General features: G+C 43.4%; 16 protein-coding genes and 1 tRNA gene. 14 read left to right on the top strand and 3 right to left on the bottom strand.

The window, feature by feature from the left end:
* Positions 1–62 precede the first annotated feature (62 nt).
* Both MHN09_RS11470 and MHN09_RS11475 read left to right on the top strand, forming a co-directional pair.
* Positions 63–1,169, top strand: a complete 1,107-nt coding sequence (locus tag MHN09_RS11470; protein ID WP_014949897.1) for an NADH:flavin oxidoreductase/NADH oxidase — start codon at positions 63–65, stop codon at positions 1,167–1,169.
* 147 nt (positions 1,170–1,316) lie between these two features.
* On the top strand, positions 1,317–3,200 hold the full coding sequence (locus tag MHN09_RS11475; RefSeq protein ID WP_061486057.1) for a bifunctional diguanylate cyclase/phosphodiesterase: 1,884 nt from the start codon (positions 1,317–1,319) through the stop codon (positions 3,198–3,200).
* Between the two features lie 146 nt (positions 3,201–3,346).
* Here MHN09_RS11475 and MHN09_RS11480 read toward each other — a convergent pair whose 3' ends face one another.
* Positions 3,347–4,018, bottom strand: coding sequence for a nitroreductase (locus tag MHN09_RS11480; RefSeq protein WP_014949899.1), 672 nt, complete (start codon positions 4,016–4,018; stop codon positions 3,347–3,349).
* Between the two features lie 229 nt (positions 4,019–4,247).
* Between MHN09_RS11480 and MHN09_RS11485 the strand changes: the two genes are divergently transcribed.
* The 7 genes from MHN09_RS11485 to MHN09_RS11515 all read left to right on the top strand — a co-directional run bounded on the left by MHN09_RS11485 (position 4,248) and on the right by MHN09_RS11515 (position 10,964).
* Positions 4,248–5,750 (top strand): catalase, encoded by a 1,503-nt coding sequence (locus MHN09_RS11485; protein WP_039225577.1) that lies wholly within the window; start codon positions 4,248–4,250, stop codon positions 5,748–5,750.
* Between the two features lie 242 nt (positions 5,751–5,992).
* Positions 5,993–7,522 (top strand): DUF3369 domain-containing protein, encoded by a 1,530-nt coding sequence (locus tag MHN09_RS11490; RefSeq protein WP_039225303.1) that lies wholly within the window; start codon positions 5,993–5,995, stop codon positions 7,520–7,522.
* Complete coding sequence (locus tag MHN09_RS11495) at positions 7,519–8,871, top strand: GAF domain-containing sensor histidine kinase (RefSeq protein ID WP_239240792.1); 1,353 nt, start codon at positions 7,519–7,521, stop codon at positions 8,869–8,871. Before MHN09_RS11490 ends, MHN09_RS11495 begins: the two co-directional genes overlap by 4 nt.
* Before the next feature lie 232 nt (positions 8,872–9,103).
* Positions 9,104–9,370 (top strand): alpha/beta hydrolase, encoded by a 267-nt coding sequence (locus MHN09_RS11500; RefSeq protein ID WP_231514299.1) that lies wholly within the window; start codon positions 9,104–9,106, stop codon positions 9,368–9,370.
* An 84-nt stretch (positions 9,371–9,454) separates the two neighbouring features.
* Positions 9,455–10,267, top strand: coding sequence for a helix-turn-helix domain-containing protein (locus tag MHN09_RS11505; protein ID WP_239240795.1), 813 nt, complete (start codon positions 9,455–9,457; stop codon positions 10,265–10,267).
* 48 nt (positions 10,268–10,315) lie between these two features.
* Positions 10,316–10,765 (top strand): carboxymuconolactone decarboxylase family protein, encoded by a 450-nt coding sequence (locus tag MHN09_RS11510; RefSeq protein WP_049586902.1) that lies wholly within the window; start codon positions 10,316–10,318, stop codon positions 10,763–10,765.
* 19 nt (positions 10,766–10,784) lie between these two features.
* Positions 10,785–10,964: a YrhK family protein gene (locus MHN09_RS11515; RefSeq protein WP_014949907.1), complete on the top strand. Its 180-nt coding sequence runs from the start codon at positions 10,785–10,787 to the stop codon at positions 10,962–10,964.
* A 97-nt stretch (positions 10,965–11,061) separates the two neighbouring features.
* On the opposite strand, the gene MHN09_RS11520 is transcribed toward MHN09_RS11515, so the two are convergent.
* A tRNA-OTHER gene (locus tag MHN09_RS11520) sits at positions 11,062–11,150 on the bottom strand.
* A gap of 152 nt (positions 11,151–11,302) precedes the next feature.
* Here MHN09_RS11520 and MHN09_RS21580 point away from each other — a divergent pair.
* From MHN09_RS21580 to MHN09_RS11545, 5 genes are all read left to right on the top strand, one after another.
* Positions 11,303–12,748 carry a tyrosine-type recombinase/integrase gene (locus tag MHN09_RS21580; protein WP_239240796.1) on the top strand — a complete coding sequence of 482 codons (1,446 nt, stop codon included), beginning with the start codon at positions 11,303–11,305 and terminating at the stop codon, positions 12,746–12,748.
* Entirely contained in the window at positions 12,745–13,299 is a 555-nt protein-coding gene (locus tag MHN09_RS11530; protein ID WP_239240798.1) for a hypothetical protein, read from the top strand. Before MHN09_RS21580 ends, MHN09_RS11530 begins: the two co-directional genes overlap by 4 nt.
* Before the next feature lie 81 nt (positions 13,300–13,380).
* Positions 13,381–13,578 (top strand): AlpA family phage regulatory protein, encoded by a 198-nt coding sequence (locus MHN09_RS11535; RefSeq protein WP_239240800.1) that lies wholly within the window; start codon positions 13,381–13,383, stop codon positions 13,576–13,578.
* A gap of 2 nt (positions 13,579–13,580) precedes the next feature.
* Positions 13,581–13,880 (top strand): hypothetical protein, encoded by a 300-nt coding sequence (locus tag MHN09_RS11540; protein ID WP_239240802.1) that lies wholly within the window; start codon positions 13,581–13,583, stop codon positions 13,878–13,880.
* Positions 13,877–16,387: a hypothetical protein gene (locus tag MHN09_RS11545; RefSeq protein ID WP_239240804.1), complete on the top strand. Its 2,511-nt coding sequence runs from the start codon at positions 13,877–13,879 to the stop codon at positions 16,385–16,387. Before MHN09_RS11540 ends, MHN09_RS11545 begins: the two co-directional genes overlap by 4 nt.
* Before the next feature lie 305 nt (positions 16,388–16,692).
* Here the strand turns inward: MHN09_RS11545 and MHN09_RS11550 are convergent, their stop codons facing one another.
* Positions 16,693–16,896: a hypothetical protein gene (locus tag MHN09_RS11550; RefSeq protein WP_239240806.1), complete on the bottom strand. Its 204-nt coding sequence runs from the start codon at positions 16,894–16,896 to the stop codon at positions 16,693–16,695.
* Positions 16,897–16,988 lie beyond the last annotated feature (92 nt).

Below are 16,988 nucleotides of genomic sequence, written 5' to 3' on the forward strand. Positions count from 1 at the left end.
CTAGATTTTAAAGCACTCAGCCTTCGCTGAGTGCTTTTGTGTTTATTTAAAAAGAGAGAAATATGACTGCATTATTTGAACAATTTTCGTTAAAAGACGTGACGCTTCGCAATCGTATTGCTGTGCCTCCTATGTGCCAATACTCTGCAGAAGATGGGTTTACAAACCAGTGGCATGAAGCAAACTACCAGTCATTTGCCCGAGGCGGTGCTGGATTGGTTATCGTTGAGGCAACCGCCGTCTCGCCAGAAGGACGTATCACGCCAAATTGCTTAGGTATTTGGAAAGATGAACACGTTAGTGGCTTAAAAAATGTTGCTGATCGTATAAAAAGCCAAGGCGCTGTTGCTGGAATTCAAATTGCACATGCCGGGCGCAAAGCGAGTGCTAACCGCCCTTGGGAAGGTGATGACCACATTCAGCCAAGTGAAGAAAAAGGGTGGCAGCCTATTGGACCTTCGGCAGAAGCCTTTGGGGCACACTTACCTGTTACGCCTACAGAAATGACCAAAGCCGATATTGAGCGTGTTAAGAGTGACTTTGTGAAAGGTGCCCAGCGCGCGCTTGAAGCTGGATTCGAGTGGCTTGAACTGCATTTTGCCCACGGTTATTTGGCTCAAAGCTTTTTCTCGAAGCACGCCAATAAGCGTACCGACGAATACGGCGGTGATGCGCAAGGCCGTGGTCGATTCTTACTTGAAACACTGAGCGCAGTGCGCGCGGTTTGGCCTGAAAACCTACCGCTTACCGTACGCTTTGGCGTTATCGAATACGATGGTGATGACGAACAGACGTTGAGCGAGTCTATCGAACTTGTAAAACAGTTCAAAGAAATTGGTACTGATTTCGTTAGCGTTAGCGTTGGCTTTAACACGCCTGATGCGAATATTCCTTGGGGCCCGGCTTTCCTTGCTCCAATTGCTAAAAAGGTACGTGATGAAGCCGGGATCCCGGTTGCTACAGCTTGGGGAGTAGACACACCAGAGCTCGCCAACGATACCATTGAAAACCAACAACTTGACGTTGTTATGGTAGGTAGAATGCATCTTACTAACCCACACTGGTCTTACTTTGCAGCGAAAAAGCTAGGCGTTGAAAAACCATCTTGGGTAATGCCTGCACCATATGCACACTGGTTGGAGCGTTACGCACCATCAGACGAAAGGTAGTTATTTACTTTACGGGCAGCAGTGTTTTCGAGCACTGCTGTGTTTTTCCTCGTCTTTTGCCAATAACGTATAACGTTGCGTCTCTGCACTTGCTTTTTTCCAAGTTAGGTTTAAGGTTGCTATAAACCTCCTTCAAGATTTGGAAGAATGCAGGTTAAAGATTTTTTTTCCTCATCAGCAAAGCTTGCTGATCTAACGTCACTCCGAAGGCGCCGTGTCATTCAAATAAGCGCGGTAACAGGCTTCGGGCTTTTCGCTTCGTCTCTGGTCGCGAGAGGCATAACTTTTGATATCTTTTTACTGGGCTTGTTCTCATTAATCGTCACTGGCTCGCTCGCATACAAGTATTACGTTACCACCAGCAGTTACCTACTTTTAGGCGCTATGTCGTCAATGCTGTTTGCCCTATCCGCAACAGGTGCAGGCGTATTTGATATCGCCATGATTGGCTACCCTGGCGTCATCATATTTGCGGCTTTATTAGGTGGAATTGCCCTATTTGGCACCGTTTTATCTTTAGTGCTTCTACAGTGCATTACGCTTACGTGGTTGATAATGCACGATGTGGTAACACCAAACCCGCCTATTTTGAGCTGGTCTCATGTGCTTTTCATCATGGTTATTTACGTTATTACGGGCTTCAGCGTTTTTATTTTGATACAGGATATTCGTCGGCTTATGCAGTCACTGCAGCAAGAGGTGTCTAAAGTTGAGCAAAATAGAGCACATATCCAGCACTTAGCACATCACGATCCGCTCACAAACTTGCCAAATAGGATTTTGGGCGAGCGACTTTTCAACGAAAAGCTACGAGAGAGTGAAGAAAAAGGGCTTCAGCTCGCGCTGCTGTTCATAGACTTAGACAACTTTAAACCCGTGAATGACGCTCTTGGTCATGCTGCGGGCGATCGGTTTCTTCAAAAAATATCTCAAACCATCACCGACCACCTATCCACAAAGCAAAGTTTAATACGCTTCGGTGGCGATGAGTTTATTGTGTTGGCGCCAGAAATATCAGACAAATCTGAAATCGATGACTTATGTAAGAACTTAATTACGTGGTGTTCGAACGAATTCGAAGTGCTGCAAACCAAAGTGGTAGTATCGGGTTCAATTGGTGTAGCACAAGCGCCTTATGACGGAATTAAATTTAAACAGCTGTGCCGAAAAGCAGATATTGCAATGTACGAAGCGAAACGCAACGGTAGAAATAGATACGAATACTATGACGTTCGCTTTGACGAAGAAAACGATGAAAAATTCACACTTATTCAGCGTTTGCGCCCGGCCGTGCATGCCAATGAATTCGAGGTGTACTACCAACCGTTGATAGACCTTGCCTCTAACAAGGTTCAAGCAGTAGAGGCGCTTTTGAGATGGCCTCAGAAAGACGGATCAATGATATTCCCCGACAAGTTCATACCTTTAGCGGAAAGCAGTGGCTTGATCATCCCTCTTGGTGCGTGGGTGTTAAACCAAGCTTGTGAATTTTGCGCTAAACAGCATGAAAACGGTCATACTAATCTTACGGTTGCCGTAAACTTATCCTTCGCACAATTCAAAGATGGTACGCTCCCCGCTGTCGTTGAGCAGGCCTTACAAAATTCACAATTAGCACCGCAATTTTTAGAGCTGGAGCTAACTGAAACCATACTCGCGGATGAAAATGGCACCACTGGCGAACAGCTCGAAGCGATTAAATCGTTAGGCGTGCACTTTGCTATTGATGATTTTGGTACCGGTTACTCTAATTTAAATTATCTACAGACATTTAGCGCTCGCAAACTCAAAATAGACCGCATTTTTATCAACACCTTGGGCATTGGGGAAAACGACGCACCTTTAGTTGCAGCAATAATCAGTATTGCCGACAGCCTTGGCATGAAAGCGGTAGCTGAAGGTATTGAAAGTAAACCCGCTTTAGAAAAGCTAATAAAAATGGGATGTGACTTGGGGCAAGGCTATTATTGGAGCAAGCCACTCCCCGCGCCCGAGGTAGAACGATTCTTAAGTAATCATCCAACAAAGTAACCACTTAAACTAAGAAGTCGGAAATGTTTCGTTGTGAAGGCGCTGTTTTAGAAGCTGATGATATTTCAAACGGACGTTTTCATGCCGATGGCTTAACGCAGCATTGGCTTGCTGAAAAAATAACAATCTGCCTAAATCGAAAAACGCTAAAACCCGTGATACGTCACAAACTCTTCGTTGTCGGCGCGAGTTGAGCGAACCTCGTTTGCAGCGAACTCTGGGTCTGGATAGCCCAAGGCTATGCAAATCATAATGGCCTCATCATCAGGGATGTTAGCGTGCTTGTGTACTACATCGGACTGCATAATGCCCTGACCATTGATAACACAACCAAGCCCTAAGTCCCATGCAGCTAGCACAATGCCATACGCCAGCGACCCTAAACCAAACTGCGTGATCCCTGCTGGCTCTAAAGCCTTGTCATAGGTAAGCACCAAAGAAACGGGCGCATCAAACTGCCTAAAGCCGCGCATCATCCAATCCATACGCTTTTCCTTGTCTTCTCGGGTTATTCCCATTACGTCAAACAGCTGTATGGCTACATCAATTTGACGCTGACGGTGAATCCCCTCGTAATCCTCTTTGTATGGAAAGTCTCGAACGTGCGGTTTACCTTCAAGTGTATTTTTGGTGTTGCCTTCACGAATTTTATCAAGCACGTCGCCTGTTACTGCATGAATTTTCCAGGTTTGCGTGTTATAGGACGATGGCGCCCACTTCGCTGTGTTGATAATCGCGTCTACTGTTTCCTTAGTAACAGGCTGTTTAGTGAACCCTCTAACACTCTTTCTTGATGCTGCAAACTCGGCAAAATTCATACACTTCCTTAAACGCGGTAATTGAACTTGTTAAGTTAGAGTAAACACGACGAGTTTGCTCTTCAATAGGTGGCAAACCTAATTCAGATTGTTTGTTTTTATAGATATATATAGAAGTTTGTAAACCCTTTCATTTAGCAGTGCGTAGCAAAAGCATGTCATGAGTCAGGCACACATGATGTTTATGGAAGTTTGGCTTTCAAAAGAAGCATACGAAAGGAGTTTTATAATGGCTAAGAAACCGCAATTAACCACGTCGGCAGGCGCCCCCGTAGTAAGTAACGAAACCACTAAAACAGCAGGAGAGCGCGGCCCCGCCCTCTTACAAGATTATCAACTAATCGAAAAGTTAGCGCATCAAAACCGCGAACGAATTCCAGAACGTGTCGTTCACGCGAAAGGCTGGGGTGCACAGGGCACATTTACGGTCACGCACGACATTACCGATTACACATGCGCTGACTTATTCTCAGAAGTGGGCAAACAAACTGAAGTATTAAGCCGGTGGTCTACGGTAGCAGGAGAATCAGGCGCAGCTGATACCGAGCGTGACGTGCGAGGCTTTAGCTTGAAGTTTTACACACAACAAGGCAACTGGGATATGGTAGGTAATAATACTCCTATCTTCTTCATTCGTGACGGATACAAGTTCCCTGACTTCATTCGTACGCAAAAACGTCATCCGAAAACTAACCTGCGCTCACCAGAAGCCATGTTCGACTTTTGGGCTGCACAGCCAGAAAGCGTGCACCAAGTTACCATTTTAATGTCAGACCGTGGTATTCCGGTGTCACCTATGCACATGAACGGCTATGGCAGCCACACTTTCAGCATGTGGAATAAGGAAGGCAAGCGTCATTGGGTGAAGTTCCATTTCAAAACTCAACAAGGCATTAAAAACTACACCAATGAAACGTCTGAAAAAATCATTGGAAGCACTCGGGAAAAATATCAAGAAGAGCTATATAACGCCATTGAAGAAGGCAATTTCCCAAAATGGACAATGTACATTCAGGCCATGCCAGAAGAGGAAGCAGGACAGCAAAGCTATAACCCGTTCGACCTAACCAAGGTGTGGCCGCACGATGACTATCCGCTTATTGAAGTTGGCGAACTGGAAATGAACAGAAATCCAGAAAACTATTTTCAAATGATAGAAAACGCAGCATTCAGTCCGTCAAATGTTGTCCCTGGTATTGGCTTTAGCCCTGACAAAATGCTTCAGGCTCGCATATTTTCTTATGCTGATGCCCATCGCTATCGTTTGGGCACACACTATGAAGCACTCCCCGCTAACGCGCCGAAAAATAGCAAGGTAAACCACTATCACAAAGACGGCGCGATGCGCTTCTTTACCAATGATTTTGGTAACCCTGACGCCTACTATGAGCCCAATCAATACGAAGGTCCGGTGGCTGACTTTTCAGTGAAAGAGCCTCCGCTCCGCATTGATGGAGACGCTGATAGATATCATCAAGATGAAGCAGATGTGGACTACGTGCAGCCGCGAAAACTGTATGAGATGTTTTCTGATGATCAAAAAGAACGGCTGTATAAAAACTACGCTGCCGCAATGGGCCCGTGCTCAGATAGCGTAAAAGAGCGTTGGTACGCCGTGCTAGAAAAGGTACATCCAGACTACGCCGCAGGCGTACGAAATGCGGTAGAAAGCTTAGATACCGACGTAAATACGGTACCGATTACTGAAAATACCCCTATCGAAGATAGCTAAACGCTATTGTTGTAAGGTATCGCGGCCCAGCAGTTTTTTCCTACTGGAATCTGCTGGGCTCCACAATTTAACAAACATGGCATATTTTTAATACTTGCCTAAAACACATCTAACTGATGATAAAGAGACTTCTGTCATCAAAATATGCTCATTGAACTTTAGAACAAAACTTGTCGAGTAAGTTTGCGAGATTGAAAATTGTGGCTTACGTTTAATGTATCTAAACGTTTATAGCGCTATGTATGTCGTTATTTAAGAAGTCAAAAACAGAACAATCCACCTCTCGCCAAGCTCCATGGAAAATAGCCATAATCGATGATGAAGAAGGCGTACATGAGGTCACTAAACTCACTCTGCGGAAATTTAATTTCGAAAAACGCGGGGTTGAATTTCTATCAGCACACAGTGGCGCTGAAGGCCTAGCACTTTTCAAAGCAAATCCAGACATCGCTCTCGCTTTCGTTGATGTGGTGATGGAAACTGACGATGCGGGTTTGAATTTGGTTGAGGCCATTCGCAACGAGCTCAATAACCATACCGCCCGCCTTATTCTGCGAACAGGTCAACCTGGTCAGGCGCCGGAAGAAGAGGTAATCAGGCGTTACGACATAAACGACTACAAAGCCAAAACTGAATTATCATCGCTTAAACTTAAGTCTTGTGTGTACACAGCAATAAGGTCGTATCGGGATATTCAGACTATTGAGCAAGGTAAGCGCGGTATGGAAGACGTTTTAAAATCCTCGTCTTCCGTTTTAGCAAGCCAGTCTTTAGCCCAATTTGGCACCGCAGTGTTGAAACAGACACTTACACTGCTTAACCTAAACAACTCTGTACTCTACTTGTCTACTCAGCACACCGACTTATATGGCGATACGACCATGACGGTGCTAGGTGCCAGCGGCGACCTAGTTGGATTATGCGAACCAGGAATTTCTAGCCGAATTCCTGAAACCATCGAAGAAGAAATCAAACAAGTCTTAGAAAGCAAAAGTCACTATCAGTCTAAAGATTTATTCATCGGCTACTACCCTACTGGAGAAGATAGCCACAACATCTTGTATGTTAAGTTAGATCATCCACTGGATGCTCTGCAGCGCAAGACCTTAGAGATGTTTGCCTCTAATGTGGCGGTAATATTCCAAAATCTCACGCAAAAAGAAGACATACAAAAAACCCAAAAAGAACTCATTATGGTGCTTAGCGACGCAATCGAAATGCGGAGTAAAGAGACCGGTGGCCATGTGAGAAGGGTCATTCTTATGACCGAATTTCTCTCTGAAAAGCTTCACATGAGCCGAGAGTTTATTGAGACCATACGGTATTCAGCCGCACTTCATGACGTGGGTAAAATTAGCATTCCTGAAACTATTTTACATAAGCCGGGCAAACTCGACCCAGAAGAATGGGAGATCATGAAGACCCATGCACAAAAAGGCTACGAGCTACTTGCGGGATCTGATCGCATCGTTGCTAAAATGGGCGCCATCATTGCGAAAACGCATCATGAGCGGTGGGATGGTCAAGGTTACCCTGAAGGTTTAGCTGGAGACGACATTCCCGTGGAGGGTCGTATTATGGCAATTGTCGACGTTGTCGACGCATTGCTATCTAAGCGCTGCTATAAACCGGCATGGAGTCCTGAGGAAGTAAAAGCCTATCTTCATGAGAATTCCGGGAAACAATTCGATCCGCTAATCACCCACATCATGATAGAGCACTTCGACAGAATCCTTGAAATCCGAGCCACAGAACCGGACGAAGATGAATGAAAGAATTGCTAGAACTAATCTTATTACGCGTTAGCCAAAGCGCAGATATTGATAAAGGTGAATTAGACGTTGCTTCTAGACTTATTATCAACTCGGTGTGTGAGGGTTTGCAAATTACTCGAGCTGGCATTTGGCTGTATGATGAAATGCAAACACTGGTACAGTGCACATTGCTCATTGATAAGGGTAATGACCTAGACCACGAAAGCTTAGTGCTTACCCGGAAAGACTTTCCTCATTATTTCGAGGCGCTAGATTCAGAGAGAACCATTGCGGCCCACGACGCATTAAAAGATGTTGCAACATTTGAATTTGCAGAAGTGTATTTAACGCCGCTTGGGATTAGCTCTATGCTTGATGTCCCTATTCGCCACCGCGGCAAAATGATTGGGATAATTTGCTGTGAACATCAAGGCAAAGCCCGTGAATGGCATGCCGATGAAGTTGTATTTGCGGCGTCACTGGCAGACCTTTACGGGCGTGCAGTGAGTGCAAATGAGCGCGCAGATTACGAGCAGAGGCTAATTGAGGCCAACCAAACCCTTGAGCAAAAAGTAATAGACCGCACAGCTGAACTTGAGGCTGCACAAGAAAAGCTCGTCGAGTCAGAAAAAATGGCGGCGTTAGGAAATCTAGTCGCAGGCATTGCTCACGAAGTAAATACGCCGTTAGGCATTGCACTTACCTCCGTCAGTAACTGCAAAGAAGAACTAAAAGGCATCTATCGAGACTTCGAAAACGATGAATTAACCGAGCAGGGTTTTAAAGACTTCGAAGCTATTTGCTCTGAAGGGCTAAACTTGGCTGAAACGAGCCTGATGCGGGCAGCGAATTTAGTACAAGACTTTAAGCGCACTTCTGCTGACCAAACGTCGTTAGAAATAGAAGAAATTGCATTAGACGAATATATTCCTAGAGTCTGTAACCCTTTAAAGCCCATGCTTCGCAAAGAACAAGTCGAGCTTAGCATAGACGTTACGCCCAATTTAGTAATAACCACCTGCCCCGGTATAATTGCCCAATTGCTAACAAATTTAATATCGAATGCTCAGCGTCACGCTTTTGGTCCATCGGTAAATAACGACGTGAATAGAGTGAGTGTGAGCTGCAGTAAAAATGCCAAAGGCATTGTGATTAGCGTACAAGACAATGGCAAAGGCATACCAGAGGCGCTTCACAAGAAGGTATTCGAGCCATTTTACACCACGGCTCGTGATAAAGGCGGTACAGGGCTGGGCCTAAATATTTTATACAACTTAGTACGACAAAAATTTAACGGTGAGATTGACTTAACATCAACCCCTGGAGAGGGAACGAAAGTAACCGTCTGTATTCCGGTTGAAGACTAGCGTACCTCTCATTTTCCACTACATATACCCTGCGTTATAAATTCCCTGTGCAGCGCGCGACATTATTAAAATGTCGCCCTCACGACAGACGTGAAATCAAAGGCTGGGCAAGCTAAATACAAAAACATAACAAGGCATGTAGAAATGCAACTTTCACATTGGCGAAGTTCCGGCCACTTTTTAAACGTCGACGGTCAGCAAGTTTTTTATAAAACAGAATGGTCACCAACACATGCACTTGCTTTTGGACTATATGAAGCAGCGTAAACAATACCGAAAGCGCTGGGTAAGTGCACTGCAAAATGCCAATGCCCCTCTTCGACTAACCGCAGGTATGGCTGATCCAATCTCTGGCGCGCATATGGTGGCGCGGTACAAACAACTCATTCCTAATGCAGACGTAATTGAGCTCGATCAAATTGGGCACTATCCGCAAATTGAAAGTGCTGAAGCCGTGGTGAACTCTATAACAAGCTTTTTAGGTCGCTACGCTAACTAAACGTGAAACTTTGTCTTGATACGGCACGCGACAGGGGTAATATAAAGCTTCACTGATTTAACTCTAGACTCGCAACCAACGTTTATGGACGCTTCAACCAACAACGAAATTATTCCTGCCGCTAGCTTTAAGCAGATTGATATTGGTTTCGTGACCCCTGCTGCTTCCATAAAACGGTTTGTACAATGCATATGGGTGATTGATAACCCAGAAGGCTCAGCTACAACGCTAAACGAAAAATTTTATCCCGATGCAGGTTCTAGTTTGACTTTTTATCTCGATCAAACTAACTGTGAAGCACAATTGTTTTACCATACTCAGGTCTGCGCCATGCCGTGGGAACTGGCTTGCAGACAAATAAGTGTAAGATTTAGGCCCGGTGCCTTGAAATACTTGTTCGGTTTAACCTTTGATGACAGTAAAAACCAACAAATCGACATCGCGTTTGCTATGGTTAAGCAGCGTGATTCTTATCAACGACTGCAAGCCTATCTTATTGGAAAAACTATTAGCCAGCAGTGCTTAGCAATACAGCACTGGTTGATTGAGCTAGCAGAAAATACTGATGGAGCCTTTCAGAAATGGGAGCGCATGCTTTATCAGTCGATGAATTTACTGGTGCCCCCACAACATCTTGCCGATCAGTTCGGCGTCAGCCGAAGAACGCTGGAGCGCCAATTTCGCACTAACTTTGGTTTCTCGCCAAACAAACTGTATCAATTTGCTCAAATACGCCATGCACGATCGTTATTAACCTCAAATTCTGAAGCGCTGAGCCACGTCGCCTTGGCATGTGGTTACTTCGACCAAGCGCACTTTACGCATTCGTTTAGTGATTTCGCGCTGGAAACGCCCCTTCAGTATAGAAAGCGAAAGTTGTCGCAAATTTACAATTAAGCGTTTTGCTAAGACTTTATAGTTCTCCGCAGTTAACAGGAGATCACTATGAAAAAACGTATTACACAATCTGAGCTATATTCTGAATATCCCCATATTCTTGAACACCTCACAGGCTTGGTTAAGCCTTCAGTCAAAAGTACTTTAAGTCATAAACTCATACATTTAGTTAAGCTTCGTGCGTCACAAATTAATCAGTGCGGCTTCTGCCAACACATGCACGCCGAAGAAGCGAGAGAGTCTGATGAAAATCAGTCAAGGCTTGATGTATTGTCTGCATGGAGAGAGCTAGATTGTTTCAGTTTTGAAGAGAGAACAGCATTAGCGTGGACGGAAGCGTTAACGCTTATCCACTCTTCCACTATTACTGAAGAAATGTATAACAGTGTAGAAAGCACGTTCGGAAAAGAAGGGCTGATAGAACTCACGTCTATTATTCTGCAAATTAATAGCTGGAACCGTATTTCAGTAAGCCTTCAGTTTCAACCTTCTATTTAGTAGTAAGGAAGACGTGAAAATGACTATCATGAAACAAGTACAAAATAACAAATTGGGTGTAGCCGCCTGCTTGTGCTTTTTTTGGGGAAGCACCCTTTTCTTGCCAGCCTTCAGCAAATTTGCAACCGCTGGAGTATGGATGTTTATGGCGGGTTCTCTATTGATGCTTTTAGACATCTTGAGCATTAAAACCAACTAGGCTTTGTTATCAATCGTGTAAGGTGAATGCTGATCCCCCGTTTATGGGGTAGAGCCTGATATATATGGCATAAGCCATTGAATGGGGAGAGAGAAGTTGGTCGGTGTGAGAGGATTTGAACCTCCGACCCCTGACACCCCATGAATGAATCACAAGTTCATAAAAACCTAATAAAAACACACACCTCACAAACAAATCAAGCACTTAACCCCACCCCACCAATAAAAGTTTGTATCTAAAATATACTGGAAATAACGGTTTATTGCTTTAAAATGGCTACAAAACGGCTACTAAATTTAAAAAAGTAGCCACCAGCCATACTAAAGCAGGGGTTAATAGTGAATACACTAACCGCAGAAACCAGCATTACTAAAGCCAAGGTTAATACCTTTAAGAAGACAGCAAGCTTAAATGATCAATTAGGTTGCGACCTTATAAAAGGTTTTCATCTAAAGAAGACACGAAACGAAAGCACAAAGAAAAACAATAAAGGTGAAACGGTAAAGGTTAACGCTCGCTTTGTTTGGCGTTATCGCTATACAGACGCAGGTGGAAAAAGACGAACCGTTACTATCGGTGACTATGATGCTTTCCCAGCTCCTAAAGAAGCCGCTGGCGTGGCTAACAGTTGGAAATATAAAGAAGTTGATCCATTAGAAGAGAAGAAAAAGAAAACGGCTGAAAAGCAGGCACAAGAACAGGAAGAAGCAAAACGCCAATACCTAAAGCTTGGCGCATACTTTAAACAGTATAAAAAAGTGATACCTGACTCACCCGACGTATTGAGAAAAATAGAAGTAGAGTTTAAGCACCTATTTGACCGAGAAATGGATAAGTTAACCCCTCAAGATATTACAGCTTGGTATAACAAGAGAAAGGGCGCAGGCTGTAAACGCTCTACGTTAGTGGGTTATTTTGGTGCTTTAAAAGCTATGCTTAACCATGCTGCAGGAAAAAAGAAAGGCGAGCAGAACGACAACCCAATTTTGGAAATTAACCCATTGCGTGACTATTCACTACCAAAGCTAACAAAGAGTGAAAGACAACAAGCTTTGATTGAAAAGGATGAACAGTTAGCCAAGCGGGATATTTTCTCAGATGAAATTAAGCAAAAAATCGATATGGGTTTACGGCGGTATGCCGAAGAAATACGAGAGCAGCGCAGACGCAGCAGAAAACACGGAAAGCCACACTTACAAGATTTAGATCAAGTCACCTATCCACACTGGTTTTTTCCATTTTGCACCATCGCTAGGCTAACTGGGATGCGGCCTAGTGATATTTATTCGCTTAGATGGTCAAACATTCATACCAATGATTTGCAGCGCACGCAGACGCTAATATTCACGCCTAAGAAAACACAGCACAAAGGCGAGAATCCTATTACGGTAAGGTTTCCAGTTTACAAAGAGTTAAAAGAAGTATTCGATAAATGGCGAGAGCAACTAGGCGACCACACGCAGGGGCTTATATTCAAGTCTGAAAGAACAGGTAAAGAGCTAGAACGTAAAGCGCATCTCAAACACTGGGAACACATAAAAAAACTTGGCGAGCTACCTGATGACCTGCAATTTTATTCATTCAGACATAACTATATTAGTTCCTTGCTCAGAGACGGGGCGAACCCAGCTTATATAAGTAAATTGGTTGGTCATGCTGACACCACTATGATATTCAAGAATTACTTTCGTGCAGATGAAGATCATTTACATGATATTGCTATGCTTGCCGCGCAAAGCTGGGGTAGTGATAACGAAAAAGACATCAAGGAAGAATCAGGATGAGTAAAGAGTTTACAGACTATTTCACCGAGAATGATATTCACCGCTATATTTCCAAAGCCTCTGAAAAGGATAAGGAAAAATTAATAGAAATGAGTTTGCACGAGTTTCTTCACTCCGAAAACAAAATGCTTTTGAGCGCAGTGATAAAGTTTAGTGACCTGCATATGTTGCAGTATATCTCACAACATTCCTATGCAAAGGACGTTATATCAAACGCTATCAAAGGAAACCCACCAAAAAAACGGGGAGCGCCTAGAAATATAAATACCAAGTTAAGAAACGATAAGATAATTTATCGCATTTACCATCTACACCTCGATGACGGAATAACTATATCGAACAGCGCGCAGAACAAAGATACAGCCTTTGCTATTGTTGCGGAGGAATACCACTTGTCTATGGACTCAATTAAAACAATATGGAAAAAACGTTCCCGTAAACAATTTAATAATTTAGAGAGGGAAAGAAAGATCAAAAAATTATTAAAACAAGGGAAATTTTGGAAAATGGCACTTGGTGGACAGATACCTGACTACCTTGAATGGGGGTAACTAATTAAGGGGATTTTTACCCTTATAAAAAAAACTTTTGAGTTTTACAGTGCGACTATTGTTAGCAATTGGAAACCCAAAATGACAAACATAAACAAACCCGTATCAGATCTATTACGTCCAAAAGAAGCAGCGATGTATCTAAATATGCATCGCATAACTCTTCACAGACTTTCAGAGCGAGAGTCTAACTTCCCACAAAAAATTAAGCTTGGCGAACGCCTTTGCTATTACCGCAAAAGCGAACTAGATGCTTGGTTACAGCTGCAGAGGGCTTAATCATGGATGATATGGCACTAATGCGTAGAAACCGACTTATCAGAACGGCTAAATCGAACAAGGCAGACAGCGCACATATAAAGTTTATTTTTTCCCGCCTCAATCGCGGCTCAATGGCTTTATGTAGGCTTTTAGGGGTATGCAGTAAGCAAGGTTTCACACCAAGCGCTACGCGCAGCATGTTGTCGTGGATGGAAGATTGTGAAGTTGTTGAGTATGAATATTCCGATTCAAACACACATGTTCAATTGAGGCTGACAGTTTTAGGTAAGCGTGTTTATATCAATGAGGTGCAAGCATGAGCATCTATAAAGGCTATGGAAGCGCCCTAGCGCCAGTGGGGGCTGGCACTAAGGCTTTACCGAATACTAACGAGCATACGCAAGAATTACGGCAAAACCAGTATAGCGGTAACGGTTTTAGCTTACCACTATACACAACTGTTACCAATGCGAGGCCAGAGCAGCTTATTACGCTTGAGCATTTTGTTCAGATGATGAACAACCCTAGTGTAGGCGATAAAAATAATGCAGCGTTACTTACACCCTACATTGCGCAAGGAAAGCAAAAGGAACATGCGTTTAGTTCTAAATTTTGCACGCTGGTGGTTGATCACGATAACGACGATCTCACAAAAGAACAAATCGAGGATATTTACGCCCCTTATATGGTTAATTACTTAGCCTTTACTAGTAGCTCCCACCAGCAAAACAAAAAAGGGTTCATTGCAAACCGCTGGAAAGTGCTTATCCCACTATCGACAACTATCGACTATGAGCGTTACAGCAAATTAGAACAAGGGCTAACGCTTCATCTAAACGCTGACAAAGCACAAACGAACTTACAACAAGGTTTTTACGCCCCTAACAAGCTTACGAGCGATGCGCCGTACGATACCATTGTTTGTCTAGACCTAGCTGAGCTAGACCCGACAAGCGACACTGAAGCGCTTACAAAAGATGCTCTTAAGGCATTCGAGGCATACGAAGCAAAACAACAAGCAATGGCTAAAGCTGCGCCAGTAAAACCCAGAAATGTAAGCGGTAGTGATGGGCGCATTATCAACTTGGTTAACCAAGCATACGAGCAACAGTTAGAAGCGATTGTTCAGCAGCGCGGAAACAAGCGTATTGGGCAACGTTTTCTATCACCGTTTAGTAATTCTGGTACGGCTGGCATCGTCACTTATACCTCTGATGATGGTAAAAGACGTCTTTACTCACATCATGGTGAAAGCGACCCGTTATCGAACCTTAATCATGGTGGTCATTCGCTTGATACGTTTGACGTGCTCTGTACTTTGGAGTTTGGCGGCAATGCTAAAAAAGCTATTACTCATTACGCCAATGAACTAGATCCACAAGGGCAAAAAGAAAGGCAGCGTATACATGCTGAAAGAATCGAAAGCCCATACCAAGGCGATCAAGAGTCTGTAAAAGCGATGTTTAATGCTGAACTACCCAAAACTACAGAAGTGAATATTTCAAACCCACCTGGTCTAGCTGGGAAAATTTGTGAATTTATCAAGGTTACAGCCAAGCGTGAGCGCCCAGAACTATACCCACTTGCTGCGCTTCATTTAATGGCGTTGATTGGCAAAAACCGTGAAAGCGAATACACAAGCAAGCTTAACTTAATGACCTTAGGTATTGCTGAAACTGCAGCAGGTAAAGAGGCAGCCCAGAATGCGATCAAAGTTTTAGCTAATAGTGCAGGTAGTTCTAAGTATATACATGGTAACGCAGGAAGCTTTAAAGAGCTTATAACCAACTTAGTTGACGGTGATGGGGCTAGCCTTTACATCGTTGACGAGGTGCACAGCTTACTGGGGGCAATGAAAAATAAGAACGCGCAGACATACGAAACAAAAATGGAAGCGGAAATTCTAACAATGAGCGCTACCGAACTATATTCTTTTAGAGGTATGGAAAAGAAACCATTAACAACAGATTACAAAGCCAAGCTTGCATGGGCGCAAGCCGAGCTTGAAAAAGCGCCAGAGGATGAAAACGAAGTTTGCAAACTGGAGTCATACAAAGAGCAGTGCGAAAAAGTTCTTTCACACTTAGAAAATGGCTGGCCTAATCCTTTCTTTTCAATGATGGGGCACAGCGTACCCGATAGATTAGATTCTTTTGCTAATCCAGAGAACATAGCTAGTGGTCTATTAGGGCGAATGCTGGTGGTTAGATGCCCCGACAATAGAGAGAAACTAAAGCGCGAAAAACGTAATAAGTTACAAGAAGCTTCATTAAAAGACGAGATTCTTTATTCTATCGACCAAATACAATCAGATAAGCGGATTATTGGCGTTACTGATGAAGCGTACCAGTTTATTAATGAGTGTATAGATTGGTATGACGAGGACGAGCAGCTTAACAACCCCGTTATTGGCGGCATTTACGCCAGAGCGCCAGAACAACTGATGAAAGTTGCATCTATATTAGGGTTAGACGGTGGCGAAATTAAGCTTAAACACGCCCAGTACGCCCACGCTCTAGTTAAGAGCTCAGTAGAAGACATTAAATACTTGATTCTAAAAGGCCATGCTAGCCGAACTGATGCAGAAGAAACTACCGTCTTGCTAAACGCAAAACAAACCATATTGCGAAATTGTAAGGCCAGCGGCTTACCTTTAAGCAAGATACATGAAAAGGTTAAAAGTTGTAGCGGCATAAAGGAACTTCAAGCCAAAGACGGTAAGCGCGACATTACACAGGAGTTAATAACACAACTTATCACTACCAATCATTTGGAATTCAAAAAGGACGGACGTAAAGAACGCTACGTCACAATAACGGATTACTAAGGGGCTTAATGCCCCTTTTTTTATTGAAGTTCCTATACTTTCTAGCAGAAACTATAACGTACATCCCACGTATTTAAAGGGCTAGGCACGAAGTTTCCACAAAAGGCAACTTAAGATAATAAAAATAAGAAAGAGAGAGGAAGAAAAAGAAAGAGATTTTTTGTATTTACTAGAAAGTTAAGGCTAAACCCATACGGGGGGCGGCTTTCACGTTATAGTAGCTTGTAGAAAGTTACTAGAAAGTTAGTTTTTGACGAGCTTTTTAAGTGGGGAAAAACTCCAAACTTTCCCGTTAGAAATTTTTATCATTCAAAAATAATACGACTTCCAAGCTTGTATATTACTTCGTAACAGACGCGCTTCGAACGATAATCAGATGCAAATGCATCTTTTGGGAGAGGAACAGTCGACTGAATAACCCTGTCAATTGACATTTGTGCACAGTCTATAACTTGATTGTCGGCATCAGCTTTAAAGTCTCTAAGTTCAAAAAGCTTTTCAACCGTCATTCCGCACCTAATTAACTGATTTATTTTTCTTGACACCGATCCCCCATTTTGATCTATTACTCATCTTTGGGTGCAGCAAAATGGCTATTTCT

The organism is Alteromonas sp. MmMcT2-5, from assembly GCF_022348315.1.
GTDB lineage: Bacteria > Pseudomonadota > Gammaproteobacteria > Enterobacterales > Alteromonadaceae > Alteromonas > Alteromonas macleodii.